The organism is Demequina rhizosphaerae (genome assembly GCF_000971255.1).
GTDB classification, from domain to species: domain Bacteria; phylum Actinomycetota; class Actinomycetes; order Actinomycetales; family Demequinaceae; genus Demequina; species Demequina rhizosphaerae.
Map to the genome: position 1 here is coordinate 1 of NZ_BBMC01000011.1, position 26,044 is coordinate 26,044.

28 protein-coding genes are annotated in these 26,044 nt (G+C 73.4%); 19 read left to right on the plus strand and 9 right to left on the minus strand.

Annotated features, from left to right (window positions below; genetic code table 11):
* Nucleotides 1-43: 43 nt before the first annotated feature.
* A complete protein-coding gene (locus AOM07_RS13275) occupies nucleotides 44-1,240 on the minus strand; it encodes an IS481 family transposase (protein WP_062314609.1) in 1,197 nt (398 codons plus the stop codon).
* 254 nt (nucleotides 1,241-1,494) lie between these two features.
* Between AOM07_RS13275 and AOM07_RS13280 the strand changes: the two genes are divergently transcribed.
* Together AOM07_RS13280 and AOM07_RS13285 are read left to right on the plus strand one after the other, a co-directional pair.
* Nucleotides 1,495-2,061, plus strand: a complete 567-nt coding sequence (locus tag AOM07_RS13280) for an RNA polymerase sigma factor (protein WP_062314611.1) — start codon at nucleotides 1,495-1,497, stop codon at nucleotides 2,059-2,061.
* Between the two features lie 31 nt (nucleotides 2,062-2,092).
* The gene (locus AOM07_RS13285) at nucleotides 2,093-3,220 is read left to right on the plus strand and encodes a hypothetical protein (protein WP_062314613.1); all 1,128 of its coding nucleotides are present in this window, start codon (nucleotides 2,093-2,095) and stop codon (nucleotides 3,218-3,220) included.
* Between the two features lie 139 nt (nucleotides 3,221-3,359).
* Here the strand turns inward: AOM07_RS13285 and AOM07_RS13290 are convergent, their stop codons facing one another.
* The 3 genes from AOM07_RS13290 to AOM07_RS13300 all read right to left on the minus strand — a co-directional run bounded on the left by AOM07_RS13290 (nucleotide 3,360) and on the right by AOM07_RS13300 (nucleotide 5,140).
* Nucleotides 3,360-3,803: a thiol-disulfide oxidoreductase DCC family protein gene (locus AOM07_RS13290; protein ID WP_062314616.1), complete on the minus strand. Its 444-nt coding sequence runs from the start codon at nucleotides 3,801-3,803 to the stop codon at nucleotides 3,360-3,362.
* A gap of 21 nt (nucleotides 3,804-3,824) precedes the next feature.
* The gene (locus AOM07_RS13295; protein WP_062314619.1) at nucleotides 3,825-4,352 is read right to left on the minus strand and encodes a hypothetical protein; all 528 of its coding nucleotides are present in this window, start codon (nucleotides 4,350-4,352) and stop codon (nucleotides 3,825-3,827) included.
* Nucleotides 4,353-4,417: 65 nt separating this feature from the next.
* Nucleotides 4,418-5,140, minus strand: a complete 723-nt coding sequence (locus tag AOM07_RS13300) for an IclR family transcriptional regulator (RefSeq protein WP_062314622.1) — start codon at nucleotides 5,138-5,140, stop codon at nucleotides 4,418-4,420.
* A 54-nt stretch (nucleotides 5,141-5,194) separates the two neighbouring features.
* On the opposite strand from AOM07_RS13300, the gene leuC reads away from it, so the two are divergent.
* Nucleotides 5,195-6,619, plus strand: coding sequence for a 3-isopropylmalate dehydratase large subunit (gene leuC / locus AOM07_RS13305; RefSeq protein WP_062314624.1), 1,425 nt, complete (start codon nucleotides 5,195-5,197; stop codon nucleotides 6,617-6,619).
* A 19-nt stretch (nucleotides 6,620-6,638) separates the two neighbouring features.
* On the plus strand, nucleotides 6,639-7,280 hold the full coding sequence (gene leuD / locus AOM07_RS13310; protein WP_062314626.1) for a 3-isopropylmalate dehydratase small subunit: 642 nt from the start codon (nucleotides 6,639-6,641) through the stop codon (nucleotides 7,278-7,280).
* Nucleotides 7,281-7,349: 69 nt separating this feature from the next.
* Here leuD and AOM07_RS13315 read toward each other — a convergent pair whose 3' ends face one another.
* Nucleotides 7,350-8,117: a CPBP family intramembrane glutamic endopeptidase gene (locus tag AOM07_RS13315; RefSeq protein WP_062314628.1), complete on the minus strand. Its 768-nt coding sequence runs from the start codon at nucleotides 8,115-8,117 to the stop codon at nucleotides 7,350-7,352.
* A gap of 90 nt (nucleotides 8,118-8,207) precedes the next feature.
* Here AOM07_RS13315 and AOM07_RS13320 point away from each other — a divergent pair, with 90 nt between their 5' ends.
* Together AOM07_RS13320 and AOM07_RS13325 are read left to right on the plus strand one after the other, a co-directional pair.
* Complete coding sequence (locus tag AOM07_RS13320; protein ID WP_062314630.1) at nucleotides 8,208-9,044, plus strand: CPBP family intramembrane glutamic endopeptidase; 837 nt, start codon at nucleotides 8,208-8,210, stop codon at nucleotides 9,042-9,044.
* Nucleotides 9,041-9,649 (plus strand): nucleoside/nucleotide kinase family protein, encoded by a 609-nt coding sequence (locus tag AOM07_RS13325; RefSeq protein ID WP_062314632.1) that lies wholly within the window; start codon nucleotides 9,041-9,043, stop codon nucleotides 9,647-9,649. The genes AOM07_RS13320 and AOM07_RS13325 overlap by 4 nt, the downstream gene beginning before the upstream one ends.
* Before the next feature lie 127 nt (nucleotides 9,650-9,776).
* On the opposite strand, the gene AOM07_RS13330 is transcribed toward AOM07_RS13325, so the two are convergent.
* Nucleotides 9,777-10,649, minus strand: a complete 873-nt coding sequence (locus tag AOM07_RS13330; RefSeq protein ID WP_062314634.1) for a PfkB family carbohydrate kinase — start codon at nucleotides 10,647-10,649, stop codon at nucleotides 9,777-9,779.
* Nucleotides 10,650-10,713: 64 nt separating this feature from the next.
* On the opposite strand from AOM07_RS13330, the gene murA reads away from it, so the two are divergent.
* From murA to AOM07_RS13350, 4 genes are read left to right on the plus strand one after another with little or no spacing between them, the layout of a single operon-like run.
* A complete protein-coding gene (gene murA / locus AOM07_RS13335) occupies nucleotides 10,714-12,024 on the plus strand; it encodes a UDP-N-acetylglucosamine 1-carboxyvinyltransferase (protein WP_062314723.1) in 1,311 nt (436 codons plus the stop codon).
* A 3-nt stretch (nucleotides 12,025-12,027) separates the two neighbouring features.
* On the plus strand, nucleotides 12,028-12,753 hold the full coding sequence (locus tag AOM07_RS13340) for a lysophospholipid acyltransferase family protein (protein ID WP_156165297.1): 726 nt from the start codon (nucleotides 12,028-12,030) through the stop codon (nucleotides 12,751-12,753).
* Nucleotides 12,750-13,751: an NAD(P)H-dependent glycerol-3-phosphate dehydrogenase gene (locus AOM07_RS13345; RefSeq protein WP_062314636.1), complete on the plus strand. Its 1,002-nt coding sequence runs from the start codon at nucleotides 12,750-12,752 to the stop codon at nucleotides 13,749-13,751. Before AOM07_RS13340 ends, AOM07_RS13345 begins: the two co-directional genes overlap by 4 nt.
* Nucleotides 13,751-14,839 carry a D-alanine--D-alanine ligase family protein gene (locus tag AOM07_RS13350; RefSeq protein WP_062314638.1) on the plus strand — a complete coding sequence of 363 codons (1,089 nt, stop codon included), beginning with the start codon at nucleotides 13,751-13,753 and terminating at the stop codon, nucleotides 14,837-14,839. Before AOM07_RS13345 ends, AOM07_RS13350 begins: the two co-directional genes overlap by 1 nt.
* A 125-nt stretch (nucleotides 14,840-14,964) precedes the next feature.
* Here AOM07_RS13350 and AOM07_RS13355 read toward each other — a convergent pair whose 3' ends face one another.
* Nucleotides 14,965-15,426 (minus strand): DUF3515 family protein, encoded by a 462-nt coding sequence (locus tag AOM07_RS13355; RefSeq protein WP_062314640.1) that lies wholly within the window; start codon nucleotides 15,424-15,426, stop codon nucleotides 14,965-14,967.
* Between the two features lie 99 nt (nucleotides 15,427-15,525).
* On the opposite strand from AOM07_RS13355, the gene AOM07_RS13360 reads away from it, so the two are divergent.
* From AOM07_RS13360 to AOM07_RS13380, 5 genes are all read left to right on the plus strand, one after another.
* Nucleotides 15,526-16,881 carry an MATE family efflux transporter gene (locus AOM07_RS13360; protein WP_062314642.1) on the plus strand — a complete coding sequence of 452 codons (1,356 nt, stop codon included), beginning with the start codon at nucleotides 15,526-15,528 and terminating at the stop codon, nucleotides 16,879-16,881.
* 133 nt (nucleotides 16,882-17,014) lie between these two features.
* Entirely contained in the window at nucleotides 17,015-17,455 is a 441-nt protein-coding gene (locus AOM07_RS13365; RefSeq protein ID WP_156171944.1) for a hypothetical protein, read from the plus strand.
* Nucleotides 17,455-17,679 (plus strand): helix-turn-helix transcriptional regulator, encoded by a 225-nt coding sequence (locus AOM07_RS13370; RefSeq protein WP_062314647.1) that lies wholly within the window; start codon nucleotides 17,455-17,457, stop codon nucleotides 17,677-17,679. The genes AOM07_RS13365 and AOM07_RS13370 overlap by 1 nt, the downstream gene beginning before the upstream one ends.
* Nucleotides 17,680-17,837: 158 nt before the next feature.
* Nucleotides 17,838-18,824: an NAD(P)-dependent alcohol dehydrogenase gene (locus AOM07_RS13375; RefSeq protein ID WP_062314649.1), complete on the plus strand. Its 987-nt coding sequence runs from the start codon at nucleotides 17,838-17,840 to the stop codon at nucleotides 18,822-18,824.
* Entirely contained in the window at nucleotides 18,821-19,795 is a 975-nt protein-coding gene (locus AOM07_RS13380; protein ID WP_062314650.1) for an NAD(P)-dependent alcohol dehydrogenase, read from the plus strand. Before AOM07_RS13375 ends, AOM07_RS13380 begins: the two co-directional genes overlap by 4 nt.
* A gap of 10 nt (nucleotides 19,796-19,805) precedes the next feature.
* Here AOM07_RS13380 and AOM07_RS13385 read toward each other — a convergent pair whose 3' ends face one another.
* On the minus strand, nucleotides 19,806-20,141 hold the full coding sequence (locus tag AOM07_RS13385) for a TfoX/Sxy family protein (protein ID WP_062314652.1): 336 nt from the start codon (nucleotides 20,139-20,141) through the stop codon (nucleotides 19,806-19,808).
* Between the two features lie 84 nt (nucleotides 20,142-20,225).
* Here AOM07_RS13385 and AOM07_RS13390 point away from each other — a divergent pair, with 84 nt between their 5' ends.
* Complete coding sequence (locus AOM07_RS13390; protein ID WP_062314654.1) at nucleotides 20,226-21,167, plus strand: thiamine-phosphate kinase; 942 nt, start codon at nucleotides 20,226-20,228, stop codon at nucleotides 21,165-21,167.
* 156 nt (nucleotides 21,168-21,323) lie between these two features.
* On the opposite strand, the gene rpmB is transcribed toward AOM07_RS13390, so the two are convergent.
* The gene (gene rpmB / locus AOM07_RS13395) at nucleotides 21,324-21,515 is read right to left on the minus strand and encodes a 50S ribosomal protein L28 (RefSeq protein WP_062299851.1); all 192 of its coding nucleotides are present in this window, start codon (nucleotides 21,513-21,515) and stop codon (nucleotides 21,324-21,326) included.
* 221 nt (nucleotides 21,516-21,736) lie between these two features.
* Here rpmB and AOM07_RS13400 point away from each other — a divergent pair, with 221 nt between their 5' ends.
* The 3 genes from AOM07_RS13400 to AOM07_RS13410 are packed head-to-tail and all read left to right on the plus strand — an operon-like array spanning nucleotide 21,737 to nucleotide 26,012.
* A complete protein-coding gene (locus tag AOM07_RS13400; protein ID WP_062314656.1) occupies nucleotides 21,737-23,251 on the plus strand; it encodes a DAK2 domain-containing protein in 1,515 nt (504 codons plus the stop codon).
* Nucleotides 23,248-25,476, plus strand: a complete 2,229-nt coding sequence (locus AOM07_RS13405) for an ATP-dependent DNA helicase RecG (protein WP_062314657.1) — start codon at nucleotides 23,248-23,250, stop codon at nucleotides 25,474-25,476. Before AOM07_RS13400 ends, AOM07_RS13405 begins: the two co-directional genes overlap by 4 nt.
* Nucleotides 25,473-26,012 (plus strand): YpsA SLOG family protein, encoded by a 540-nt coding sequence (locus AOM07_RS13410; RefSeq protein WP_062314660.1) that lies wholly within the window; start codon nucleotides 25,473-25,475, stop codon nucleotides 26,010-26,012. The genes AOM07_RS13405 and AOM07_RS13410 overlap by 4 nt, the downstream gene beginning before the upstream one ends.
* Nucleotides 26,013-26,044 lie beyond the last annotated feature (32 nt).

The window sequence follows — 26,044 nt, forward strand, 5'->3', positions numbered from 1 at the left end:
GTGATGTGTCGGGACATCGTTCACAGATGTCTCGGGTCATCGTTCACAAAGGCCCCTCCTTCGGGAGGGGCCTTTGGTGTTTCTTGGGCTGGTAGTCGCGGGTTTCGTCGAGGTGGTGTTCTGCGATGATCTCGCCGGTGGTGCGGTCGATGACGAGGGTGTCGCGGCCGGCCATGAGGAGCACGATGTCGGTTCCGCGGTGGGCGCGTCCGATGCCGAGGTGGCGTAGCTTGCCGGCCCAGCGCACGGTGATGGTGCCGCCGGGGTCGACGATGTCGTGGCGGACGCGCCAATGGCGCTCGAGGAGCTCGATCGAGGGCTGGTCCTTGGGTAGCGCGGTGTAGGCCTCGGCAGGGGTGCGCCGTGCGAGCGACCGGTGGGGGCGCTCGTGGTTGTAGACATGCTGGAAGGTGTGCAACACGTGTTGCATCGCGTCGATCGTGTCGGCGTCGGGCCTGGCCGCGAGCCACTTCTTCAGGGTCTGGTGAAAGCGTTCGATCTTGCCCTGGGTCTGGGGGTGGCCCGGGTGGCCGTTCTTCTGCTTGACGCCTAGGGATGCGATGACGTGCTCGAAGTGGTTGGGGCCGCCTTTGTAGTTGGCGAACCGGGTGGTGTAGATCAGCCCGTTGTCCGTCAGCGTCGACGCTGGTAGACCGTGCTCACGTGCGGTGGTCAGGAACGTGGTGGTCACGATCGGCGCGGTCACGACCGCATGGACGGAGATGTGCAGCAGGAACCGGGAGTGGTCGTCGAGCCAGGAGATGATCTCGACCTCGGTGGCGTCGGCCAGGTGCCAGTGGGTCATGTCGGACTGCCAGCAGCCGTTGGGGGTGGCGGCTTCGAAGCGGGTCCACGACGAGCGGGGACGTTTGCGTGGCTGCGCCGTGACGCGTTCGCCTTCACGCAGGATCCGCCAGATCGTCGACGTCGCCGGCACCGTCAGGTCCTCGCGGGCGAGCCGGTCCGCGATGGACTCCGCCCCCGCATCGAGTCCTTCGCCCGTCAGCGCGTCGCGCAGCTCCACGATCCTGGCCCGCACCGGTGCGGGCGTGGTCTGCGGCGACGTGCGTGGGGCGCGTGAGCGTGGCTCCAGACCCGCAACGCCCTCCGCTCGGTAGCGCGTCAGGAGGGCGTAGATCCACCGTCTGGAGACCTTGAACCGCTGCGCCGCCTCGGCGACGGACAGGCCGCCCTCGACGACCGCCAGCACGATGACCCGGTTCTTGTCTGCATCCGCCATGGCCCATCGTCGAAGCACCAGGCCTGTGAACGATGTCGCGACACATCAGTGAACGATGTCGTGACACCAGACACCGTCGGGGCTACCACGGAAACCCCCTCGTCCAAGCGGACGAGGGGGTTTCGTCGTTCCCGGGCCGGAACGCGCCGGTCGTCCCCGTTGTCCGATGTGCGGCGAAGGCCCCGCTTCGTGCTAGCGTCGCCGACCATGCCCAGCCCACGATCGCGCGCGCAGCTGTCCGCGCCCGCCGCCGCATGAGCCTCGGCCCCGCCTTCGAATCCGTCCTCTCCGCCGCCCGTGTGGGCGAGGACTGGGCATGGACCGAGATCTACCGCGACCTCGCCGGTCCCGTGCGCGGCTACCTCGCGGGCAAGGGCTCGCCCTCGCCTGAAGACGAGGCCGCGGACACGTTCCTGCACGTCGCGCGGAGCCTGGGCGGCTTCACCGGCGACGAGGGTGCGTTCCGCTCGTGGGTGTTCTCGATCGCGCACCGGCGCATGGTCGACGCCCACCGTCGGACCGGCCGCCGCCCGGAGTCGCCGGCCGAGGAGGAGACGCTCGCGGCGCTCGTGCGCGAGGCCGCGCCGAGCGCCGAGCATCACGCGCTGCTCCGCGGGCAGGCCGAGGCGGTCGACCGCCTGCTGCGCCGCCTCAACACGCGCCAGCGCGAGATCCTGCTCCTGCGCGTGGTCGCGGGCCTGTCCGTGCGCGAGACCGCCGACGTGCTCGGCGCCTCCGAGTCCGCGGTCAAGGTCGCGCAGCACCGCGCCATCGCGACCCTCCGCCGCGACCTCGATCGAGAAGTTCTGGATCCGGTGTAACCGATCCGTCGGCCCCGACGATGACAGAGGCATGACGAACCGCGACTTCGACGACCGCGACATCGAGCGCCTGCTCGCCGGCAAGCCCACCGAGAACCTCGCCGACACGACCGAGGCGATCGACCAGCTCCGCGCGCTCGACGTCGCGCCGACGCAGGACGAGGCGCAGCGCGCCGGTGCGACGCTCGCGAGCGTCGCCGCCGCGGCGTCGGCCGAGGCCCCGGCGGCCGCGCCGGTCCGCCGCTCGAAGGTCCGCGTCCGTACCGCGATCGCGGGTGGTGCAGCGCTGCTGCTCGCCGGCATGGTCGGCGGCACCGCGGCCGCGGACTCCGCCGCCCCGGGCGATGCCCTGTACGGCCTCGACCGCGCCATCGAGCGCCTCGGCCTCGGTGCCGGCGGCGCCCAGGAGCGCATCGCCGAGGCCCGCGAGGCCGAGGAGGCCGGCGACACCGAGACCGCGATCGCGCTCGTCGACGAGGCCGTCTCCGAGGTGCTCGGCGAGGATGCCGATGCCGCCGAGGACGAGACCGAGACCACCGAGGAGTCGACGGAGGAGACCTCCGACGAGTCGACCGGCGACGACGAGGCCGAGACCACCGAGTCGTCGACCGACGAGAGCACCGAGGACACCGACGGCACCGACGAGGGCCTCGGCTCCGAGGTCTCCGAGAAGGTCCACGAGTGCCTCCGCGACATCTTCGAGTGGATGGAGACCACCGACGCGACCGGCCGCGAGTTCGGCCAGGGCGTCGCCGAGCGTCACCGCAACCTCCACGTCGCGTGGCAGGCGGACAGCGAGCGCTGGCAGTCGCGCCACGAGCACAAGGCCGACAAGTCCAAGAAGGACAAGGCCGACGACGAGGCGATCGTCGAGGACGAGGCCGTCGAGGACGAGGCCGAGGTCGGTACCGGGTCGGAGACCTCCGAGCCCGAGACCACCACGAAGCCCCGCCTGACCTCGCCCCAGCGCGACACCGACGAGGACACCGACGACGACCGCGCCAACAACGGCAAGGGCCGCGACCAGGGCGACCGCACCGGCTCGAAGTGGGACGGCCGCGACGACGACGGCGACCGGGACGGCGACCGCAGCTCGAACGGCTCGAACGGCTCGAACGGCTGGTCCGCCGCCCGCGGCATCGGCTTCGGGGCCCGCTAGGCCCCCAAGACGTCGACGGCGCCCCGACCCCCTCAGCGGGGGCGCCGTCGAACCGCTCAGCCCCGCCGACCTCCCAGCCGGCGAACGAGCGTGACACCAGCGCCCCGCACGCCCCCCTCAGGTGCGGGGCGCTGGCGTGTCAGCGGGCAGGGGAGAGGGCGACGACGTCCGCCTCCGTCGCGAGCCGTGAGCGCCACAGCGCGACCATCCCGTCGGGCGGGGTGCCGCACGCGGGATCCTCGGCGGGCCGCCGAGGACGGCGCCGCGCGATCTGGTCGTAGACGCCGTCGCGCAGCGGGCGCGGCACGATGCGCATGGCGCCGGCCGCGCGCCACGGCCACGGCAGCCCGCGCGCGATCCGCGCGAGCGCATCGGTCCTGACGCGGCCCTCGACGCCGTCCCACACGACGATGCTCGACGCGGCGATGCCGGCGCCCAGGCCGGCGGCGTCGAGCGCGGCACGGCCGGGTGCGCCCGCGGATCCGGCGACGAGGAAGCGGCCGTCGCGGTCGTGGCGCAGCAGCCACGCGACGAAGCCGTTGCACAGGCCGCAGTCGCCGTCGAAGATCACGATCGCCCGCATCGTCCCACGGTAGCGGGACGGTCAGACGAGACTGGCGGCACGCTCCCTCAGGTGCGCGCCCCACTCGCGCGCGAGGTCGAGCTGGCCCCGCGCTAACAGCGCCGCGGGCTCGGACGACGAGGTGTGCATGTGCACGGTGAAGCCGTGCGGGCCGTCGAGCAGCGTGAAGCCGTCCGCCTCGAGCGTGTGGGCGATCGCCTTGGAGGCGCCGTGGCCCAGCGGTCCCCGGACGCGCGTGTCGAAGGCCGCGCCCAGCCGCGGCCCGCGGGGGAGCGTGGCGAGCCATTCGCGCATCGACATGTGGCCCAGGTCCGCCGCCATGTGCTCGGCGCCCTGGGGCTTGGCGCGCGCGGACTCGCGGCTCGCGGCGGTCGGCAGGTTCATGGCGTGGACGGGCGCGCCCGCGACCACGATGCGCGCCCCGGCGACGATCTCGGGCGTCGCCTGCGACGTGGTGAGCGCGCGGGCGCCCTCGCCGAGCCCGTCCGCGATGGCGGCGGCGACGGCGGCGGTGTTGCCGTACAGCGATTCGAAGACGACGATGTCCATGCCCTCAGCGTGCGCGGGTGCGCGAGGAGCCGCCAGGGACGAAGGTCACCCGGCGCGCGGAGCCGTCAGGCGATGACGGTGCGCTGGAGCACCTCGGTGAGCTGGCGCGCGGCGTCGATGACGGCGCCCGAGTGCACCGCGCCCGGGGTCGAGGTGAGGCGCTCGATCGGGCCGGAGATCGACACCGCGGCGATGACCGTGCCGGCCGCGCCCCACACCGGGGCGGACACCGATGCGACGCCGGCCTCGCGCTCGCTGGCGCTCTCGGCGAAGCCCTGCTGGCGCACGCGGTCGAGGTCGGCGGCGGTGTAGCGCGCGTCCGCGAGTCCCCGGTGCATGCGCTCCGGCTCGGTCCACGCGAGCAGCACCTTGGCGGCGGAGCCGGCCTTCATCGTCATGGTGGTGCCCACGGGGATCGAGTCGCGCAGGCCGACGGGGCGGTCGGCGGACGCGATGCAGATGCGCTCGTCGCCGTGCGGGCGGTACAGCTGCGAGGACTCCCCGGTGCGGTCGCGCAGGACGGTGAGGACGGGCTGGGCGGCGGACACGAGGCGGTCCTCGTTCACGGACGCCGCGAGCGACGCGAAGCGCCGTCCCAGGACGAACGCGCCCGAGGCGTCGCGGCCGACCAGGTGGTGGTGCTCGAGGGCGAGCGCGAGCCGGTGCACCGTGGGGCGGGCGAGATGGGTGGAGGCGACGAGCTCGGCGAGCGTCGCGGGACCCTGCTCGAGGGCCCCGAGGATCGCCGCCGCCTTGTCAATGACTCCAACACCGCTATGATTGTCCACGGAGCGATACTAACGTCTCAAATCATGAGATGTCGACCTGTGAAGGAGTTCGCGATGGGAACCACCCTCGCCGAGAAGCTGTGGGCCAGCCACCTGGTCCGGAAGGGTGAGGACGGTGCCCCCGACCTCATCTACATCGACCTGCACATGTGCCACGAGGTCACCTCGCCTCAGGCGTTCGAGGGCCTCCGGCTCGCGGGCCGTCAGGTGCGTCGTCCGGATCTCACGATCGCGACCGAGGACCACAACACTCCCACGCTCGACATCGACCTGCCGATCGCGGACGAGACCTCGCGCAAGCAGGTGAACAAGCTGCGCGAGAACGCGGAGGAGTTCGGCATCCGCATCCACTCCCTGGGCGACGCCGACCAGGGCATCGTCCACGTCGTCGGCCCGCAGCTGGGCCTCACCATGCCCGGCATGACGGTCGTCTGCGGCGACTCGCACACGTCGACGCACGGCGCGTTCGGCGCGCTCGCCTTCGGCATCGGCACCTCGGAGGTCGAGCACGTGCTCGCCACCCAGACGCTGCCGCTCAAGCCGTTCAAGACGATGGCGATCAACGTCGACGGCACCCTGCCCAAGGGCTCGACCGCGAAGGACATCATCCTCGCGATCATCGCGAAGATCGGCACCGGCGGCGGCCAGGGCTACGTGCTCGAGTACCGCGGCGAGGCCATCCGCGCGCTCTCCATGGAGGCGCGCATGACCATCTGCAACATGTCGATCGAGGCGGGCGCCCGCGCTGGCATCATCGCGCCCGACGAGACGACCTTCGCGTACGTCGAGGGCCGTCCCCACGCCCCCGAGGGCGAGGACTGGGACGCCGCCGTCGAGTACTGGCGCACGCTCACCACGGACGACGACGCGGTGTTCGACGCCGAGGTCGACCTGAACGCGGCCGACCTCGAGCCGTTCATCACGTGGGGCACCAACCCGGGCCAGGGCCTGCCGCTGTCGGCGAACGTCCCCAGCCCCGAGGACTTCGCGGAGGAGTCCGACCGCGAGGCCGCCGCCAACGCGCTCGAGTACATGGGTCTCACCCCGGGCACGCCGTTCCGTGAGATCCCGATCGACACCGTCTTCCTGGGCTCGTGCACCAACGGCCGCATCGAGGACCTCCGGGCCGCCGCCGCGATCATCCAGGGCCGCGAGAAGGCGCCGCACACGCGCATGCTCGTCGTCCCCGGCTCGGCGCGCGTCCGCCTGCAGGCCGAGGCCGAGGGTCTCGACAAGGTGTTCCTCGACTTCGGTGCCGAGTGGCGCAACGCTGGCTGCTCGATGTGCCTGGGCATGAACCCGGACCAGCTCAAGCCGCAGGAGCGCTCGGCGTCCACCTCGAACCGCAACTTCGAGGGCCGCCAGGGCAAGGGCGGCCGCACCCACCTCGTGTCCCCGCTCGTCGCCGCCGCGACCGCGGTGCGCGGCACGCTGTCCAGCCCCGACGACCTGGTCGACGCCCCCGCGGCGCTCGTCTGATCGGACAAGGAGAACCGACATGGAGAAGTTCACCACGCACACCGGCGTCGGCGTCCCGCTGCGCCGCTCGAACGTCGACACCGACCAGATCATCCCCGCGGTCTACCTCAAGCGCATCACGCGCACGGGCTTCGAGGACGCGCTGTTCGCCGCCTGGCGCGGCGACGCCGACTTCATCCTCAACAAGGACGAGTACAAGGCGGGCTCCGTGCTCGTCGCGGGCCCGGACTTCGGCACCGGCTCGTCCCGCGAGCACGCCGTGTGGGCGCTCAAGGACTACGGCTTCAAGGTCGTCATCGCCTCGCGCTTCGCGGACATCTTCCGCGGCAACTCCGGCAAGCAGGGCCTCCTCGCGGCGGTCGTGAGCCAGGAGAACGTCGAGCTGCTGTGGAAGCTGCTGGACGCCGAGCCCGGCAAGGAGATCACCGTCTCGCTCGAGGACCGCACCGTCACCTGCGGCGAGCTCACCGTGCCGTTCGAGATCGACGATTACGTCCGCTGGCGCCTCATGGAGGGCCTCGACGACATCGGCCTCACGCTCCAGCACCAGGACGAGATCACGGAGTTCGAGAAGACCCGCGCCTCGTGGCGCCCGCAGACGCTGCCGGCGAAGCACCTGCCGAGCGTCCACATCGAGGCGGCGCGTCCCGTCGACGCCTGACCCGCGCATCGTCCGTCGAGGGCCGTACCCGTCATCAGCGGGTGCGGCCCTCGCGGCGTCTGCGGGGTCCTAGGCCGCCGGTCGCGACGGGGCGGGCGCGGGGGACGATGCGGGGGAGACCTTGCGCCACAGCACCGCGAGCACGACCACCGCGACCACGTTGACGAGCGCGAGCGCCATCGACGCGTCCGAGCCGTCCGCGGGGTCGGTCGTGAGGAACGACGTGAACACGCTGAGGTCCCACGCGAGATGCACGAGGATCGGCACGACGATGCCGCCCGAGACCCGCCGCGCGGTGTAGAGCACGAATCCCAGCAATGCCGAGAAGACGACCTGGACCGGGCCCGCGAGGAAGTGCGACAGGCCGAACACCAGCGAGGTCGTCAGCGCGACGCCGAGCTCGCCCATCCGGGACCGCAGGAACACCACCATGACGCCCCGGTACATGAGCTCCTCGCCGGCCGCGATCATCAGCGTCCCGAGCGCGAGGGCGGCGACCGCGGCGGCGCCCGCCGTCGCGACCCGGCCCCAGTCGGCGAGGGCCCCGGCGACCGCGACGATCGCCAGCGACGGGAGCCACACCCAGCGCCGCGCCGGCACGCGGTCCCGCAGCACGTCCGGCCACCAGCGCTTGACCGTGATGGCGAGCGCGACGATCGCGGTGCCCACGGCATGCACGATCGCGACCTTGAGGCCGGCGTGCGCGTCGGGGAACAGCCGCTCGGACTGCGACTGCAGGAAGATCACGCTGACGAAGGACGGCACCAGCAGGAACGCGAGCAGCAGGCCCACCAAGCCGGGCCAGGTCATCGTGCGGGGCTGCGGGTCGCTGGGCATGCTCGGATCCTCTCGGCCGGTCGGACCGAACGTAGCAGGCGCGATGCGAGCCGCGGCAGGGGCGACGGTCGATCTGGCATAGTCGCGCACATGACCGCGACCGCCCCGGACGTGCCCGCGCTGCGCGCCGACGCGCGCACCTCCGCGCGCATCGTCGCCGCCGCGCTCGTGTGCGGGGCCGCGGTGCTGCTTTTCGCGGTCCACGTGCGCCCGTGGGGGTACGTGCCGCTCGTCCTGGGAGTGCTGCTCGGCCTCGCCGTCGACCGCCGGCTGGGCCGCGATCTCGCGCTCATCGCGCTCGGCCAGGCCATCATCTCGACCATCTCGCTCGAGGCCGACCTCTCCGACGGCGGGATGCTCCGCTTCACCGTGGCGCTCGGCCTCGCGGTGCTCGTCCCCACGCTGATCTCGCGGCTGGCCTTCCGCGACGGCGCGATCACCTTCCCGATCGGCACCGGGCAGCGGTGGAGCCGCACCCAGTGGATCTACCTGGCCGTCGTCGTGGCGGTCGGCTACCTCGTGCTGCCGTTCTACTTCATCGGCTCGGGCGCGTACCTCAACTGGCCGGACCTCGACGGCGGGGGAGAGATCGCGCGCCTGTTCGTGGGCGTCAACGCGGTCGGCCTGTGGGACGAGCTGTTCTTCATCTGCGTCGTGTTCGCGCTGCTGCGCGTCCACTTCCCGATGGCGCTCGCCAACGTCCTCCAGGCCGTCGTGTTCGTGAGCTTCCTGTGGGAGCTGGGGTACCGCGAGTGGGGGCCGCTGCTCACCATCCCGTTCGCGCTCGTGCAGGGCTGGATCTTCGCGCGCACGAAGTCGCTGCCGTACGTGGTCACGGTGCACCTGCTGTTCGACGCGATCGTCTTCGGGGTGCTCGTCCACGCGCACCATCCCGAACTGTTCGACGTGTTCGTGACGGCGCCGTGAAGCCGGACCTCGTGGGCCGGGCAGAGGCGCTCGCGGCGGACGGCCGCGCGATCGTCGGGATCGCGGGCATCCCGGGCGCGGGCAAGTCGACGCTGGCCCGCGAGCTCGCCGCCGGGCTCCTCGCCGCCGGCACCTCGGCCGCCTACCTGCCGATGGACGGCTTCCACCTGCCCGCGACGGAGCTCGTGCGGCGCGGCCTCGCCGACCGCAAGGGCGCACCCGACACCTTCGACGTCGACGCCTTCGTCGCGCTGCTGAGGCGCGTCCGTGGCGCCCGGGAGGACGTTCCCGCGCCCGACTACGACCGCGACCTCCACGACGTCGTGCCCGGCCGCCTCGTCGTCCCGGCGGGTGCCCGCATCGTCGTGACGGAGGGGAACTACCTCGGGCTCGGCGGCGCGTGGGAGGCGGTCCGTCCCGCGCTCGACGCGCTGTGGTTCCTCGACGTCCCGTGGGACGTCGCGCGCGAGCGGCTGATCGAGCGCCGCGTCGCGACCGGCCGGCGGAGGGACGATGCGGTGGCGTGGGTCGACGCGGTGGACGCGGCCAACGCGCGCCTCGTCGAGAGCACGCGGGGGAGCGCGGACCTGGTCATCCCCGGCTGACCGCCGGCCCTGCCGACATCCCCCGACCCACCTGACGCAACCGGCGTACCGGGCAGCCCCCGGCCGCATGTGCCTGGTGCGGAGGCGCGAGGGGTGATCCGCACGCCGGTTGCTGCGGGGGCTGCGGTCAGCCGAGCCAGGCTCGCGTGCCGAAGGACCCCAGCGACTCGGCGACCACGGAGGCCGCGAACGCGATGTCCTCGGGGAGCCGCTCGTCGTCCCGGCCCAGGGACGCGATGCGCCACGTGAGCGCCCCGTGGAAGAAGTCGCCCGCGCCGAGCGTGTCCACCACGGACGCGACCGGCGGCACCGGGACGGTGCCCGACCCGGCGGGGGAGCGGTAGCGCACCGGCTCGGCGCCGCGCGTGATGACCGCGGTCTCCGCGCCCAGCCCGGCGAGGCGGTCGAACACCGCGTCGGGCGCTCCGCCGGTGCCGGGCGGCGTGTAGTCGTCGGACACGACCGCGATGTCGCACGTCTGGACCATGAGGTCGGTGTGGGGCTTGTGGCTGCCGGCGTCGAGGATGACCGGGATGCCGGCGTCGCGGGCGCGCGCGGCGAGCGGGAGGGAGATCTCGGGGAAGTAGCCGTCCATCAGCACCGCGCCGATCCCGCCGAGCGGCGCCTCCACGTCGGGCGCGAGCCCGCCGGCGGTCGCCACCCCCGAGGGCGACACCACGGCGCGGTCCCCGGTCGCGACGGTCACCATGATCGACGCGGTCACGGGCGGGCCGTCGTACTGCGCCGCCTCGATCACGGCGACGCCGCAGCGGGACAGGTCGTCCGCGATCAGCGCGGTGAGGTCGTGCGCGGGAAGCGCGGTCACCAACGTCGGTGCGCCGCCGCATCGTGCGAAGGCGACGGCGGCGTTCGTCGCGGGGCCGCCCGCGCACACCGAGAACTCGAGCGCGGCGACCTTCTCGTTGGACGAGGGCAGGCGCTCGACCAGCTGGACGATGTCGAGCGTCGAGAGCCCGGCGAACAGAGCGGCGGCGGTCACGCCGTCAGCGTAGCGAGGCCGTCGAATGCGGGCGAGACGGCGCCGATGGGGGAAGATGGTCGGCATGACCGACTCCATCCGGGTGACCGGCGGCCGCCCCCTCACGGGCGAGATCACCGTCCGCGGCGCCAAGAACTTCGTCTCCAAGGCGATGGTCGCGGCGCTGCTGGGCTCCACCCCGTCGACCCTGCGCAACGTTCCCGACATCCGCGACGTGTCCGTGGTGTCCTCCCTGCTCCGCCTCCACGGCACGGACGTGGACTACGACGTCGAGTCCGGCGTCCTCACGATGGACACCTCGGAGCTCGTGCGCGCCGACGCGGCGCAGATCGCCGCGCACGCCGGCTCGTCGCGCATCCCGATCCTGCTGTGCGGCCCGCTGCTGCACCGCCTGGGCGAGGCCGTCATCCCCGACCTCGGCGGCTGCCGCATCGGCGACCGCCCCATCGACTTCCACCTCGAGATCCTCCAGAAGTTCGGGGCCGAGGTCGAGCAGATGGAGGACGGCCTCTATCTCACCGCGCCGAACGGCCTCAAGGGCATCAAGCACAAGCTGTCGTACCCCTCGGTGGGCGCGACCGAGCAGCTGCTGCTCACCGCCGTCATGGCCGAGGGCATCACGCACCTCGAGGGCGCCGCCGTCGAGCCGGAGATCAAGGACCTCATCGACACGCTCCAGAAGATGGGCGCGATCATCTCGGTGTCGACCGACCGCTCGATCACCATCGAGGGCGTCGACCGCCTCCACGGCTACGACCACGTCGCGCTCACCGACCGCATCGAGGTCGGCTCGTGGGCGTCCGCCGCGCTCGCGACCAAGGGCGACATCTTCGTCCACGGCGCGCAGCAGCGCACGATGGGCATGTTCCTCAACGTCTTCCGCAAGGTCGGCGGCGAGTTCGAGGTGGTCCGCGACGGCATCCGCTTCTACCACCCGGGCGGCGACCTGCGCTCGATCGCGCTCCAGACCGACGTGCACCCCGGCTTCATGACCGACTGGCAGCAGCCGCTCGTCGTCGCGCTCACCCAGGCCAAGGGCCTGAGCATCGTCCACGAGACCGTGTACGAGAACCGCTTCGGCTTCACCGATGCGCTCAACCAGATGGGCGCCCAGGTGCAGCTCTTCCGCGAGTGCCTCGGCGACGTCGCGTGCCGCTTCGGCGCGCGCAACTTCAAGCATTCCGCGGTGATCTCCGGCCCGACGCCGCTCCAGGCGGCGGAGATCGAGGTCCCGGACCTGCGCGGCGGCTTCTCCCACCTCATCGCGGCCCTGACCGCCGACGGCACCTCGACGGTGCACGGCATCGGGATCATCGACCGCGGGTACGAGAACTTCCGCGCGAAGCTCGCCGCACTCGGGGCCGAGGTCGAGTAGGCCGTGCCCACCCCCGCCTCGCGCTTCTACCGCAACGCCGCGCGTCCCCTGCAGGCGCTCATGACGTCGGCCACCAAGAAGGACTGGCACGGCGCCGAGCACCTGCCGATGGACACCGGCTTCATCGCGGTCTCCAACCACGTCTCGTACGCGGACCCGCTCACGCTCGCGCACTTCCTCTACAACAACGGCCACCCGCCGCGGATCCTCGCGAAGGAGAGCCTGTTCCGGGCGCCCTTCATCGGGTGGCTGCTGCGCGGCTTCGACCAGATCCCCGTGCACCGCGGCACGTCCCGCGCGGCCGAGGCGGTCGACGCGGCCGTCGACGTCCTCGAGCGCGGCGACATGATCGCGATGTTCCCCGAGGGCACCCTCACGCGCGACCCCGACCTGTGGCCGATGGTCGGCCGCACGGGCGTGGCCCGCATGGCCCTCTCGACCGGCGTGCCGGTCATCCCCGTCGCCCAGTGGGGCGCGCATCGTCTCCTGCCGCGCTACGGCAAGATGATCCATCCCATCCCGCGCAAGAAGATCACGGTGGTCGCCGGGCCGGCGATCGACCTGGACGACCTGCGCGGCGGAGACCTCGACACCGCCACCCTGCGCGACGCCACGGACCGCATCATGGCTACGCTGACGACCATGGTCGCCGACATCCGCGGGGAGACGCCGCCGGAGCAGCCGTACGACATGCGCAAGAAGGGCGACGGCGGGAGGCCCGCCCGATGACCCGCGCCGCGGTCCTCGGCGCCGGCGCGTGGGGCACCACGTACGCCGCCGTCATGGCCGACGCGGGCACCGATGTCACCCTCTGGGGCAGGGACGATGCGGTGGTCCGGTCCATCCGCGACGACCGCCGGCACGAGGGCGCCATCCCCGGCGTCGAGCTGCCGGCCGGCATCCGCGCGACCACCGACATCGAGGAGGCGCTCGCGGGCGCCGACGTCGTCGCCGTCGCGGTCCCGGCCCAGCACGCGCGCCAGATCATCGCGCCGTTCGCGGACCTCGTGCCGTCCGGCGCGGTCGCGGTGTCGCTCATGAAGGGCATCGAGCTCGGCACGCACGCGCGCATGTCCGAGGTGCTCGCGGAGGTCTGGGACCTGCCCGACGAGCGCGTCGCCGCGGTGTCCGGCCCGAACCTCGCCAAGGAGATCGCGCAGCGTCAGCCGACCGCGACCGTCGTCGCGTCCGCCGACGCCGAGGCGGCGGAACTGGTCGCCGCCGCCACCGCATCGTCCTACTTCCGTCCCTACACCAACGACGACGTCGTCGGCGTCGAGCTGTGCGGCGCCTACAAGAACGTCATCGCCGTGGGCGTGGGCATCACCGACGGCCTGGGCTTCGGCAACAACACCACGGCGACCGTCATCACGCGCGGCCTCGCGGAGATCACGCGGCTCGGGCTCGCGCTCGGTTCGCGTCCCGAGACCTTCTCCGGGCTCGCGGGCATGGGCGACCTCATCGCGACCTGCGCGTCGCCGCTCTCGCGCAACCACACGCTGGGCTCGCACCTGGGCCAGGGCCGGACGCTCGACGAGGCGATCGCGCTCACGCGCGGCACCGCCGAGGGCGTGAAGACCGCGACCGCGGTGCAGGAGCTCGCGCGCGGCGCGGGCGTCGACGTGCCCATCTGCGACGGCGTCGTCACGATGCTCGCGGGCGAGGCCCCGGTCGAGTCGGTCATCGGCGCGCTGCTGTCCCGTCCGCGCAAGTCGGAGGTCGACTGATGGGGAGGCCCACCGTCGCGGTCGTGTTCGGCGGCCGCTCCACCGAGCACGGCGTCTCGTGCGTGACCGCGGGCGGCGTGCTCGGCGCGATCGACCGTGACCGCTGGGACGTCGTCGCGATCGGCATCACCCGCGAGGGCCGCTGGACCCTCGCGTCGTCCGAGCCGGGCGACTGGGCGATCGCCTCCGGCGAGATGCCCACCGTGCCGGCCTCCGACGAGGTCGTGCTGCCGCCCTTCGAGGCCGGCTCGCGCCTGTGGCGCGTTGCGGGACCCGACGGGCTGCGGGATCTCGGCGAGATCGACGTGGTGTTCCCCCTGCTCCACGGCCCGTTCGGCGAGGACGGCACGATCCAGGGCGCGCTCGAGCTGGTCGACGTGCGCTACGTCGGATCCGGCGTGCTCGCGTCCGCGGCGGGCATGGACAAGCAGTTCATGAAGACCGCGTTCCGCAACGCGGGCCTGCCGGTCGCGCGCGACGTGACCATCACCGCGCATCGCGGACTCGAGGAGCAGCGGCTCGAGGTCGAGGCGCTCGGCCTTCCCGTCTTCGTCAAGCCCGCGCGCGCGGGCTCGTCCATGGGCATCTCGAAGGTGTCCGACTGGGCCGCGCTCGACGCGGCCGTCGCCGACGCGCAGAAGCACGACCCCAAGGTGCTGATCGAGGCGGCCGTCGTGGGCCGCGAGGTCGAGACGGCGGTCCTCGCGACCGCGGGCGGGCTGCTCACGTCGCCGGCAGGGGAGATCATCACCGGCGGCGACCACGACTTCTACGACTTCGACGCCAAGTACCTCGACGAGGCCGCGGTGACGCTGCTGTGCCCGACCTCGCTCGAGGGCGCCGTCGCTGCGACCGTCGCCGACTACGCCAAGCGCGCCTTCCTCGCGATCGGTGCCGAATCGCTCGCACGGGTCGACGTGTTCGTCACTGACTCTGGCGACGTCGTGGTCAACGAGATCAACACGATGCCGGGCTTCACGCCCACGTCGATGTACCCGCGCATGGCCGCGGCCGCCGGGATCTCGTACGGCGAGCTGGTCGAGACGCTGCTCACGGTCGCGCTCGAGCGTCCCGTCGGCCTGCGCTGACCCCTCCGCGCCCCTGACACTCCGAACGGAATCGACCGCGACACGCCGGTCTGGACACGTTCACACCGCTCGAGGTGCGGCGTGTCGCCGCGAGATCCGTGGCTGCTGTCAGGGGGTTGGGGGCTTCAGCGGCACTCGAGGCCGTTGGACGGCGCCTTCGCGACCGCGCGCGACACCTCCGCGAGGAGATCGCCCACCGCGTCCTGCGCGCGCACCTTCGGCACGACCAGCTCGACCGCGGGGGAGCGGCCGAACGACACCGTCCGCCACGCGTCGCCGTCGTCGAGGATGAGCCAGTCGACGGTGGTGCCGCCGGACTCGACCGACAGGCACTCGTCCGTGGTGGGGCCCGGCGGCTCGACGCCGCAGCGCATGACGAACGGGTACTCGTCGCCCCACGCGGCCGTGGCCTGCGACGTCGTCTCGCGGTAGTCGAGCCCGCCCAGCACGTCCGGGACCGCGAGCATCACGCGCGCGCAGTCGGGGTCCGCCGCGTAGGGCGCCGCGTCGACGGGGTACTGGCTCGCGCAGCCGGCCAGCGGTGCCGCGAGCACGGCGAGCGCGAGCAGCGGCAGCGGGCGGGGCATGCACCCAGCCTACGGGCGCCTCGCCCGGCTCCCGACCGCGTGTCCGCACCGTCTCGGCGGCCCTGCTGGGGTGTCCGCGCCGCGGTGTAGCGTTGCCCGGTGACCGCGCTCGCCCAGCTCCCGCACCGGCGCGCGTTCTCCCTCGCGTGGCCCGCGATCGTGGGCAACGTCACCGTCCCGCTCGTGGGGCTGGTCGACACCGCGATGCTCGGCCACTTCTCCGACGCCACCAACATCGGCGCCGTCGCGCTCGGCGCCACCGTGCTGAGCGCGATCATGTGGCTCACGGGCTTCCTGCGCACCGGCACCACGTCGCTCGTGGGCCGGGCGCTCGGCGCCGGGAGGGACGATGCGGCGGTCGCCCACGCGCAGCGCGCGGCGATGGTGGCGGTCGCGATCGGCGGGGGAGCGCTGCTCCTGCAGTGGGTCGCGATCCCCGGGATCATGGCGATCCTCGCGCCGGCGGGCGAGGTGCGCGACCTCGCGATCCAGTACGCGTGGATCCGCATGGCCTCGGTGCCCGCGGCGCTGCTCACGATGGTGATCTCGGGCTGGTTCGTCGGCGCGGGGGACACGCGCCGGCCCCTGGCGATCGTGGCCACCGTCAACGTCGTCAACCTCGGGCTCGACGTGGCCTTCGTGGGCGGGCTCGGCTGGGGCGCGGCGGGTGCCGCCTCGGCGACCGCGATCGCCGAGTGGCTCGGGCTCGCGCTCGCCCTCGCGCTGTGGTGGCGCGCCGCATCGTCCCCGGTCCGCGCCGCGGTGCGGCGGTGGCGGGGGCGCGGGCTGCGCTCCGGGTGGCGGCGCCTCGCCGCGATGAACACGGACCTCTTCGTGCGCACCGCGATCCTGTACGCGGTGCTGACGTTCGTCACCGCGTACGGCGCGCGCCTCGGTCCCGAGATCCTGGCCGCGAACGCGATCCTCATGCAGCTGATGCTGCTCGCGAGCTACGGGCAGGACGGCTACGCGCACGCCGCCGAGGCGATGGTCTCGCGCGAGATCGGCCGTCGCGACGTGCCCGCGTTCCATCGGGCGGTCGCGGCCTCGGCGCTGCCGGCCGTCGCGATCGGCGCGGTGTTCAGCCTGCTGTACCTCGTCGCGTCGGGGCCGTTCATCGCCGTGCTCACCTCGCTGCCGGAGGTCACCGAGGCCGCGGACGAGTACATCGGGTGGGTCGTGTGGCTGCCGCTGGCCTCGTCCCTCGCGTACCTCTTCGACGGCGTGTTCCTCGGCTCGGGGCGCACACGCGCGATGGCGGTGACCATGGCGGAGTCGGCGCTGCTGGTGTTCGTGCCCGCGCTGCTGATCGGGCTGGAGTGGATCGGCGACGCCCCGAACCACGACCTCTGGCGCGCGTTCCTCCTGTTCAACGTCGCCCGCGGCGTCTTCCTCGGCATCGCGTACGTGCGTCTCACCCGCCGCGGAGCGTGGCTCGAGGGCGCCCACGCCTGAGCCCGCGCGGCGCCCCGAGGCCTGGGGCACCGGAAGTGGGGCCGTGCGACATGTCAAACACTCTTGACATCATGTCAAGCGCGGCTTACCTTCGAGATGTCAAGAACCTTTGACATCGGGGGATGCCATGACCATGACCGAACGCACCGTGTGGGCCACGCTCGTCGTGTTCCCGCTCGTGGGGATCGTCTACTTCACGGTCATCCTCACGCAGGCCGCGGACCGCTCCGTCGCGGAGATCTCGTGGGTCACGCCCATGCTGTGGGCGTGGGGCTCGCTGATCGTGTTCATCATCCTCGGCACCATCGCCTCCGCGATCGCGACCGCGATCCAGGCGGAGGTCGCGGGGGAGAAGGCGGAGTTCGAGGACGGCGACGAGCGCGACAAGCAGATCGAGCGCCTCGGCAACGCCCGGGCCTACGGGATGTCGTCGTTCGGCGGCCTCGTGGCGACCATCCTGCTGATGCTCGACGTCGACCGATTCTGGGCGGCGAACACGCTGTTCCTCGCCGGCCTGATCGCGGGCCTGATCGCGGCGGGCAGCCGTGCCTACGCGTACCGGAAGGGCCTGTGATGGGCCGTTCCACCAAGGTCACCAACGCGATCCGCGCGCTGCGGTTCGCGCACGGGGAGATGACCCAGGCCGAGCTGGCGGAGCGCATCGGCGTCACCCGCCAGACGGTCATCGCCATCGAGCAGGGGCGCTACTCGCCGTCGCTCGAGATGGCCTTCCAGATCGCGCGGGCCCTCGAGGTCCCGCTCGACGCGGTCTTCCAGTATCCCGACGAGGCGGCCTAGCCCCCGTCCCTGGAGAACCCTTCCCGCGAGCCTGGCACGTCGGCTGGCGGATGCCGGAGAGAGCGCTCTCACACCTGGGGAGTCACCATGTCCCTCACCCGTACCACCGACCCTCGCACGCGCGCGCCGCGGACGGCGCCCGACCGGGCGGCGCGACCATGACCGCCGCGCTCCCGGCGACGATGCGCGCGGTGGTCCAGCACGCCTACGGCGGCGTCGAGCAGCTCGCGCTCGCCGACGTCCCGGTCCCGCGCCCCGGTGCCGAGGACGCCCTGGTCCGCGTGGAGGCCGCATCTCTCAACCCGGCCGACGCCTTCCTCATGCAGGGGACCCCGCGCCTCCTGCGGCTCTCCTCCGGGCTGCGCCGCCCGCGCCGCCCCATCCGCGGCAACGATCTCGCCGGCACGGTGGTCGCGGTCGGGGATCGGGTCACCGACCTCCGGCCCGGCGACCGGGTGTTCGGGGAGTCGCGCGGCTCGCTCGCGGAGCTCGCGGTCTCACCTGCCGCGGGCCTCGCTCCGCTGCCGGCCGAGGTGCCCGCCGAGGCCGGCGCGGCCGCGGTCATGACCGGGCTCGCCGCGATGCACGGCCTGCGTGCGGCGCGCGTCGCGGCCGGGCAGACGCTGCTGGTCAACGGGGCGTCCGGAGGTATCGGGCACATGGCGGTCCAGCTCGCCGTCGCCCAGGGCGCGACCGTCACGGCCGTGTGCTCCACGCGCAACACGGACTGGGTGCGCGGGCTCGGCGCCGCCCGGGTCGTGGACTACACGCGCACGTCGATCCTCGAGCTCGATGAGCGGTTCGACGTGGTGTTCGACAACGTCGGGAATCACGCCCTGCGCGACCTTCTGGGGCTGGTCCGGGAGGGCGGCGTGCTGCTGCCCAACTCGGGCGAGCCCGGGCCCGACGGCGGGCCGCTGCGCCGCGTGCTGCGAGCCAGATGGCTCGACCTCGTGACCCGCCACCGGGTGGTCACGTTCTACTCGACGGCCAACAGGGCCGACCTGGAGTCCCTCGCGGTCATGCTGGTCGCGGGCGCGCTCCGTCCTCATCTCGACTCCGTCCACCCGCTCGATGCGGCGGCGGACGCCATGGCGCGGGTGACCTCCCGTCATGCCTCAGGAAAGGTGGTGGTGACGCCATGAAGGCTGTGACCTACGACAAGTACGCGGGACCCGAGACGCACGAGCTGCGCGAGATCCCCATGCCCGAGCCCGGCGAGGGCCAGGTCCGGATCCGCGTGACGGCGGCCGGCCTCAACCCGTGGGACTGGCACCTCTACCGCGGCGACCCGTGGCTCGCGCGCTTCTCGAGCGGCCTGTTCTCGCCCGGCGAGCGCGTCGTCGGCGCCGACGTAGCCGGCACCGTCGACGCGGTGGGCGCGGGAGTCGAGGGCTTCGAGGCCGGCGACCGGGTCTTCGGCTTCGTCGGCTACGGCGCGGTCGCGGACTACGTGATCGCTGACGCCGGCAAGATCGCGCACACGCCGCTCACCGCCACCGACGAGGAGGCGGCGGCGGTGCCGATCGGCGGGATCACCGCGCTCGGCGGCTTCGAGGACGGCGGCGGCTGCGAGGGCAGGCGCGTCCTCGTGATCGGCGCCTCCGGCGGCGTGGGGCACATGGCGGTCCAGGTCGCGAAGGTCCTCGGCGCGAGCCGCGTGGTCGCCGTGTGCTCGGGCCCCAACGCCGCGATGGTCGAGGAGCTCGGCGCCGACCGCGTCATCGACTACACGCGGGAGGACGTGCTCGACTGCGGCGAGACCTTCGACGTCGTCTACGACACCGTGGGCACGACGCGCCTCACCCGCCTCAAGAGGATCATCGCGGCGGACGGCGTGTACCTCGCCGCCGGCGGCCTGGGGGGCGGCCCGCTGCTCGGCCCCGCGTGGGCGATCTTCTCGTCGAAGGCGATCAGCCCGCTCGCCCGCAGGCGCGTCGTGGTGGTCGGCACCGAGCCGTCCCACGAGAACCTCACGCGCATGGCCGACATGATCGAGGAGGGCAGGGTCCGCCCCGTCATCGCCGAGACCTACCCGCTCGACCACACCGCCGAGGCCCTCGCGCGCCTCGAGGCGCAGCACGTGGCCGGCAAGCTCGTGGTGCAGGTGGCCTGAGCGGGGCGCCTCACCGCACCGGCTTCGGCGGCAGCGTCGACACGTAGGCGAGAGCCTGGTCGACCAGCCCGTCGAGGCCGGGGCCCGCGAGCGGCAGCGCGACGTACTCGCGCATCGTCCGCCCGGCCGGCGCGAAGGGCTCCGCGTCGTCCCGGGCGCGGGCCGCCTCGAGGTCCGCCGCGGCCAGCTTGAACGTGGCGCGGTCACCGTACAGCGCCATGAACATGTTCCCGTGGACGAAGGCGGCCAGCTGCCCGAACATCGGGCGCACCTCCACGCCCGGCGCGTCGGGCACGAGCGCCCGGAACGCGGCGCGGTGGGCCTCGGTGGGTCGCGGCATCTCCATGGCACGATGCTCGCGCAACCTCCGCGCGGCCGCGACCCGGGCGCGTGGCCGGGTCCCGCATCGTCCCGCCCTACGCTTGACGCCATGACGACGATCGGCGAGATGGGGGAGGACGCGCTCATCGCGGCCTTCGCCCCGCGGCTTCCCGTGACCGACTCCGAGATCCTGGGCCCCGGCGACGACGCGGCGGTGCTCGCGGTCGACGGCGACCTCGTGGTGTCCTCGGACATCCTCATGGAGGACCGCCACTTCCGCATGGACTGGTCCAGCCCCGAGGACGTGGGCTGGCGCGCCGCGATGCAGAACCTCGCCGACATCGACGCGATGGGCGCCGTCCCCACCGCGCTCCAGATCACGCTCGCCGCGCCGCCGTCGCTCGACGCCGACTGGGTGATGCGCTTCGCGGACGGGCTGCGCGAGGCGTGCGAGCCGCACGGCGTCGGCGTGATCGGCGGGGACCTCTCCGGCGCGCGCGAGGTCTCGGTGTGCGTCACCGTGCTGGGGGAGACCCACGGCACCGAGCCCGTGACGCGGGACGATGCGGCGCCCGGCCAGGTCGTGGCGGTGTCCGCGCCGCTCGGGGCGGCCGCGGCGGGCTACGTGCAGCTCACCGAGGGACGACGGATCGACGAGGAGACGATCGGGCTGTTCCTGCGGCCGCGTCCGCGCATCGGCGCGGGCCTCGAGGCCGCGCTGCACGGCGCGACCGCGCTCATGGACATCTCGGACGGCCTGCTGCGGGACGCGGCCCGGATCGCGCGGCGCTCCGAGGTGGGGATCGCGATCCGATCCGAGGACGTGCCGGTGCACGAGGGCGCGCGCTTCGCGGCGCTCGAGCTGCAGATCGACCCGCGGCCGTGGGCGCTCACCGGCGGCGAGGACCACCACATGCTCGCGGTGTTCCCGAGCGAGGGCGCGGTGCCGGCCGGCTGGACCGTCATCGGCGAGACCACCGACGCGTTCGCCGGCGTGCGGGTCGACGGCGAGGTGCCGGACGCGTTCGGCTGGGACCACTTCGGGGGCTGAGGCGTCGGCCTCGCCCGCCGCTCCGGCGCGAGCCGGGCGGCGCGGAGGCGCCCGCCGCATCGTCCGGGCATACGAAAACGGACGCCCAGCGGGTGGGCGTCCGTTTCGGGGATAGGCGGCGTCAGCCGCGCCGATGCGCGCGTGAGCGCGCAACCATCAGATGGCGCGCTGGACCTTGCCGGCCTTGAGGCACGAGGTGCACACGTTGAGGCGCTTCGGGGTGCCCGCGACCACGGCACGGACGCGCTGGATGTTCGGGTTCCAGCGGCGCTTCGTGCGGCGGTGCGAGTGCGAGATGTTGTGACCGAAGGACGGTCCCTTGGCGCAGACGTCGCAGGTTGCAGCCACGATAGTTCTCCTAGTTTCCGGCGCGGATCGACGTGATCGATCCGCAAAGCTTGAGGGCCCGGGTGCTCGGGCAACCGCACTAGGGTAACCGAGAACCCGCGAATGCGGCAAACCGGCGCGCTGCCGGGAACCGCTGGGCGGGATGCCGACGCTGTCGGCGGGCCGTGACACGATAGTACGCGAGCGGCGAGTCGGAGCCGTTCCAGTGCCGGAGGTGACCCGTGAGCGAAGCGCATGCGCTGCGCCGCTGGCTGGGCTCCGGGCTCGACGCCGTCCACCGCTCGCGTGGCCACCTCGACGCCATCAACGTCTTCCCCGTCGCGGACTCGGACACCGGCACCAACGTCTTCCTCACCCTCCAGGAGGGCAACCGCGCGATCGCGCGCCTGCCCGCCGACGCGTCCCATCGTGACGTCGCCGCGGCCTTCGCCCGTGGCGCCCTCATGGGCGCGCGCGGCAACTCCGGGGTGATCGTCAGCCAGTACCTCAGCGCGCTGCTGCGGGTGATCGACGCCAAGGGCGGCCTCGAGAGCGTGGACGCCCGCGGGCTGTCGCTCGCGCTCGGCCGCGCCGCGGAGGCCGCCTACGCCGCGGTCGGCGCGCCGGTCGAGGGAACGATCCTCACGGTCGCCCGGGCCGCGGCCCGCGCCGCCAACGGGGTCGCGACGTCCGGCGGCACCCGCGAGGAGGTCATCGTCGCGGCCGTCGACGGCGCGCGTCAGGGCCTCGCGCGCACCACCGAGCAGCTCCCGAGCGCCCGCGCCGCGGGCGTGGTCGACGCGGGCGCCGCTGCGCTCGTGCTCCAGCTCGAGATGCTCGCCGAGGCCATCGCCGGCAAGGACGCCCTCGTCGACCATCCCGCGGTCGCATGGGAGCTGCCGGGCCGCCACCACCACGTCGTGCAGCCGGGCCACCCCGCGCACGGCGAGGAGGATGGCGGCGCCTACGAGGTGATGTTCGTCGCCGAGCGCGAGGAGGACGCCCGTGCCGGCGTGGTCGAGAGCCTCGGCGAGATCGGCGACTCCGTCACCGTGACGAGCGCGCACGGCCTCATCCAGGCGCACGTCCACACCGATCATCCGGCGCGTGCGGTCACGATCGCCGAGGGCCTCGACGCCCACCAGATCGTCGTCCGCTCGATCACCCTGAGCATGGTCCACGACCGGGCCGCGACCGGCGTGGTCGCGCTCACCACCTGCCCGGGCCTCGCGGAGCCTCTCGCCGACGCGGGCGCCGTCGTGCTCGTGGTGCCGGAGCCCTCGTCGCTGCGCAAGCGCGACCTCAACCGCGCCGTGCGGGACGCCTCCGGGGCCGAGGCCATCGTGGTGGCGGGCAACCCGTCGCTGCTCGCGACCGCGCGCGCCCTCGCGGACAAGCGCGGCAAGCCCCGGCTCGTCGTCATCGAGGCCTCGCACGAGGCGCACGTCATCGCCGCCGTCGCCGCCTCGGCGCTCGCCACCCCTGGAGAGGACGTGGCGGCGCTCATGCGCGAGGCGGTCGCGGCGACCACCGTCGGGCAGAGCACCGGCGACGCGCTCGACGAGGACCTCGACGTGCTCGTCGGCTCCCGCACCGAGGTGGTGACGCTCGTGCTCGCGCGCGGCATCGACGACGCGGTGGGCGACGAGGCCCGCCTCTCGATCGAGGCGCGCTCGCCGGGCGCCGACGTCGCCGTGTACCCGGGAGGCCAGGAGTGGCCGCCCATCCTCATCGGCGTGGAGTCCGCGCCCGCATGACCGGCCGCCTCGAGGAGCCGTTGACGAAGGTGCTGGGCGCCCGCACGGCGGGATCGCTGGGCAAGCTCGGGCTCGAGACCGTCGGCGACCTCCTGCGCCACTACCCGCGCCGCTACGGCGCGCCCGGCGAGTTCACGCCGCTCGCGGAGCTGCGGCAGGGCGAGCACGTCACCGTGATGGCCGAGGTCCGCACCGCGACCGTCCGGCAGATGCGCTCGCGCGGCGGCGCGATGCTCGAGGCGGTCGTCACCGACGGCCGCGACAGCCTCCAGCTCATGTTCTTCGCCAAGCGTGCCGGCGTGCTGCGCATGCACGAGGACAAGCTGCGCCCGGGAAGGCGCGGGCTGTTCACCGGCACGGTGGGCGACTACCGCGGGCGCCGCCAGCTCACCCACCCCGACTACCTCATCGTCGGAGTCGACGCGGCCGACGAGGACGAGGCCCTCGCCGAGGCGTCCCGTCCGATCCCGCTCTATCCGGCGGCGGCCGCGGTGCCCACGTGGCGCATCGGCCGCGCCGTGCGGGCCGTCCTCGACCCGCTCGTCGAGGCGGACGTGCCCGACCCCATCCCGGAGGAGATCCGCGCGCGCCGGGGCCTGCCGACGCTGCTCGAGGCGCTGCGGCTCGTGCACGTCCCCGAGTCCGACGCAGACCACCGGCGCGGGCGCGCGCGCCTGCGCTTCGAGGAGGCGCTCGTCCTCCAGACGGCGCTCGCGAGGCGCCGCGCGGACCACGACGCGCTGTCGGCGGTCCCGCGCCCGGCGCGCCCCGGCGGTCTCGTGGAGGCGCTCGACGAGCGGCTCCCGTACGACCTCACCGCCGGCCAGGTGGCGGTGGGCGAGTCGATCGCCGCCGACCTCGCGCGGGACACCCCGATGCTGCGGTTGCTCCAGGGCGACGTCGGCGCGGGCAAGACGGTGGTCGCGCTGCGCGCCATGCTCCAGGTGGTGGACGCCGGGGGACAGGCCGCCCTGCTCGCGCCCACCGAGGTGCTCGCGGCCCAGCACGCGCGGTCGCTGCGCGCGCTGCTCGGCCCGCTCGCCGACGGCGGCATGCTCACCGCCGCCGACGACGCCACCCGCGTCACGCTGCTCACCGGTTCGCAGGGCTCGCGCGAGCGCCGCGCCGCGCTCGCGGAGGCCGCCTCGGGGGCCGCCGGCATCGTGGTCGGCACGCACGCGCTGCTGAGCGACACGGTGCAGTTCGCGGACCTCGGCCTGGTCGTGGTCGACGAGCAGCACCGGTTCGGCGTCGAGCAGCGCGACGCGCTGCGGGCCCGCGGCGAGCGCGTGCCGCACACCCTCGTCATGACCGCGACGCCGATCCCGCGCACGGTCGCCATGACCGTGTTCGGCGACCTCGAGACCTCGGTGCTGAGCGACCGGCCCGCCGGCCGCCAGGAGACGGTCACACATCTCGTCCCGGCCGGCAACGCCTCGTGGGTCCAGCGCGTGTGGTCCCGCGTGCGCGAGGAGGTCGACAACGGCGGCCGCGCATACGTCGTCTGCCCGCGCATCGACGGCGACACCGAGGAGGAGGCCGAGGACGTCCCGCTCGACGCGCTCGAGGAGGACGATGCGGCGGCCGGGGGCGACGCATCGTCCCGCCCGCCGCTCGCGGCGGTCCTCGAGGTGGCCGAGGCGCTGCGGACCACCCCCGCGCTCGCCGGTCTCGACGTCGGCGTGATGCACGGGCGGCTGTCCTCCGACGAGAAGGACACGGCGATGCGGCGCTTCGCGTCGGGCGAGGCGCCCGTCCTCGTCGCGACCACGGTGATCGAGGTCGGCGTCGACGTGCCCGAGGCGACCGCGATGGTCGTCCTCGACGCCCAGCACTTCGGCATCTCCCAGCTGCATCAGCTGCGCGGCCGCGTCGGGCGAGGCGACCGCGCGAGCCTGTGCCTGCTGGTGTCGCACGCCGAGGACGGCACCGTCGCGCACGAGCGCCTCGCCGCGCTCGCGGCCACCGCGGACGGCTTCGAGCTCGCCGAGAAGGACCTCGAGCTGCGGCGCGAGGGCGACGTGCTGGGCGCGGCCCAGTCCGGCGGCCGCAACTCGCTGCGCCTGCTGCGCGTGGTGCGCGACGCCGGGCTGATCGAGGAGGCGCGGGCCGAGGCGGCGGCGCTGGTCGCCGACGACCCCTCGCTGGGCGCGCACCCCGCCCTCGCGGATACGATCGCCGACATGCTGGACGACGAGCGCGAGGACTTCCTATCGCGATCGTGACGCGTCGCCTCGACGCGTCGCGCGGCCTCCGGATCGTGTCCGGCGGCCAGAGCGGCGTGGATCGAGCCGCGCTGGAGGCCGCGGCCGAGCTGGGGCTCGAGTACGGCGGCTGGTGCCCCGCCGGCGGGTGGGCCGAGGACATGCCGACCGCGCCCGGCGTGCGCGCGCTGTACCCCGTGCTGCGCGAGACGCTCTCGCGGGATCCGGCGGAGCGCACCGCGCTCAACGTGCGCGAGGCCGGCGCGGTGCTCGTCATCGTCACCGAGGGCTCGACGTCGCCCGGCACGGGCATCACGCTGCGCGCCGCGGAGCGGCTGGACCGGCCCACCGCGATCGTGCCGATCGACCTGCGCCGGCCCCTCGAGGGCGCCAAGGCCGCGCGCGACACGCTTGCGGAGCTGCTCGCGGAGGTGCCCGGGACGCCGCCGAGCCTCGACGTGGCGGGGCCGCGCGAGTCCGAGGCGCCCGGCATCCGCGTCGCCGCGCGGGCGCTGCTGCTCGAGATCCTCGCGCCGTTCGAGACGTTCGAGCCCTAGCATTCGGGCCGCCGCGATCGCGGGCCCGTGGC

Coding starts and splice junctions, on each gene's coding strand:
- AOM07_RS13405 (WP_062314657.1), top strand. CDS start 23,248: ATGACCGGCCGCCTCGAGGAGCCGTTGACGAAGGTGCTGGGCGCCCGC.
- AOM07_RS13280 (WP_062314611.1), top strand. CDS start 1,495: ATGAGCCTCGGCCCCGCCTTCGAATCCGTCCTCTCCGCCGCCCGTGTG.
- AOM07_RS13275 (WP_062314609.1), bottom strand. CDS start 1,240: ATGGCGGATGCAGACAAGAACCGGGTCATCGTGCTGGCGGTCGTCGAG.
- AOM07_RS13345 (WP_062314636.1), top strand. CDS start 12,750: ATGACCCGCGCCGCGGTCCTCGGCGCCGGCGCGTGGGGCACCACGTAC.
- AOM07_RS13285 (WP_062314613.1), top strand. CDS start 2,093: ATGACGAACCGCGACTTCGACGACCGCGACATCGAGCGCCTGCTCGCC.
- AOM07_RS13355 (WP_062314640.1), bottom strand. CDS start 15,426: ATGCCCCGCCCGCTGCCGCTGCTCGCGCTCGCCGTGCTCGCGGCACCG.
- AOM07_RS13370 (WP_062314647.1), top strand. CDS start 17,455: ATGGGCCGTTCCACCAAGGTCACCAACGCGATCCGCGCGCTGCGGTTC.
- AOM07_RS13350 (WP_062314638.1), top strand. CDS start 13,751: ATGGGGAGGCCCACCGTCGCGGTCGTGTTCGGCGGCCGCTCCACCGAG.
- AOM07_RS13290 (WP_062314616.1), bottom strand. CDS start 3,803: ATGCGGGCGATCGTGATCTTCGACGGCGACTGCGGCCTGTGCAACGGC.
- AOM07_RS13320 (WP_062314630.1), top strand. CDS start 8,208: ATGACCGCGACCGCCCCGGACGTGCCCGCGCTGCGCGCCGACGCGCGC.
- AOM07_RS13365 (WP_156171944.1), top strand. CDS start 17,015: ATGACCGAACGCACCGTGTGGGCCACGCTCGTCGTGTTCCCGCTCGTG.
- AOM07_RS13385 (WP_062314652.1), bottom strand. CDS start 20,141: ATGGAGATGCCGCGACCCACCGAGGCCCACCGCGCCGCGTTCCGGGCG.
- AOM07_RS13315 (WP_062314628.1), bottom strand. CDS start 8,117: ATGCCCAGCGACCCGCAGCCCCGCACGATGACCTGGCCCGGCTTGGTG.
- leuD (WP_062314626.1), top strand. CDS start 6,639: ATGGAGAAGTTCACCACGCACACCGGCGTCGGCGTCCCGCTGCGCCGC.
- leuC (WP_062314624.1), top strand. CDS start 5,195: ATGGGAACCACCCTCGCCGAGAAGCTGTGGGCCAGCCACCTGGTCCGG.
- AOM07_RS13390 (WP_062314654.1), top strand. CDS start 20,226: ATGACGACGATCGGCGAGATGGGGGAGGACGCGCTCATCGCGGCCTTC.
- AOM07_RS13375 (WP_062314649.1), top strand. CDS start 17,838: ATGACCGCCGCGCTCCCGGCGACGATGCGCGCGGTGGTCCAGCACGCC.
- AOM07_RS13295 (WP_062314619.1), bottom strand. CDS start 4,352: ATGGACATCGTCGTCTTCGAATCGCTGTACGGCAACACCGCCGCCGTC.
- murA (WP_062314723.1), top strand. CDS start 10,714: ATGACCGACTCCATCCGGGTGACCGGCGGCCGCCCCCTCACGGGCGAG.
- AOM07_RS13380 (WP_062314650.1), top strand. CDS start 18,821: ATGAAGGCTGTGACCTACGACAAGTACGCGGGACCCGAGACGCACGAG.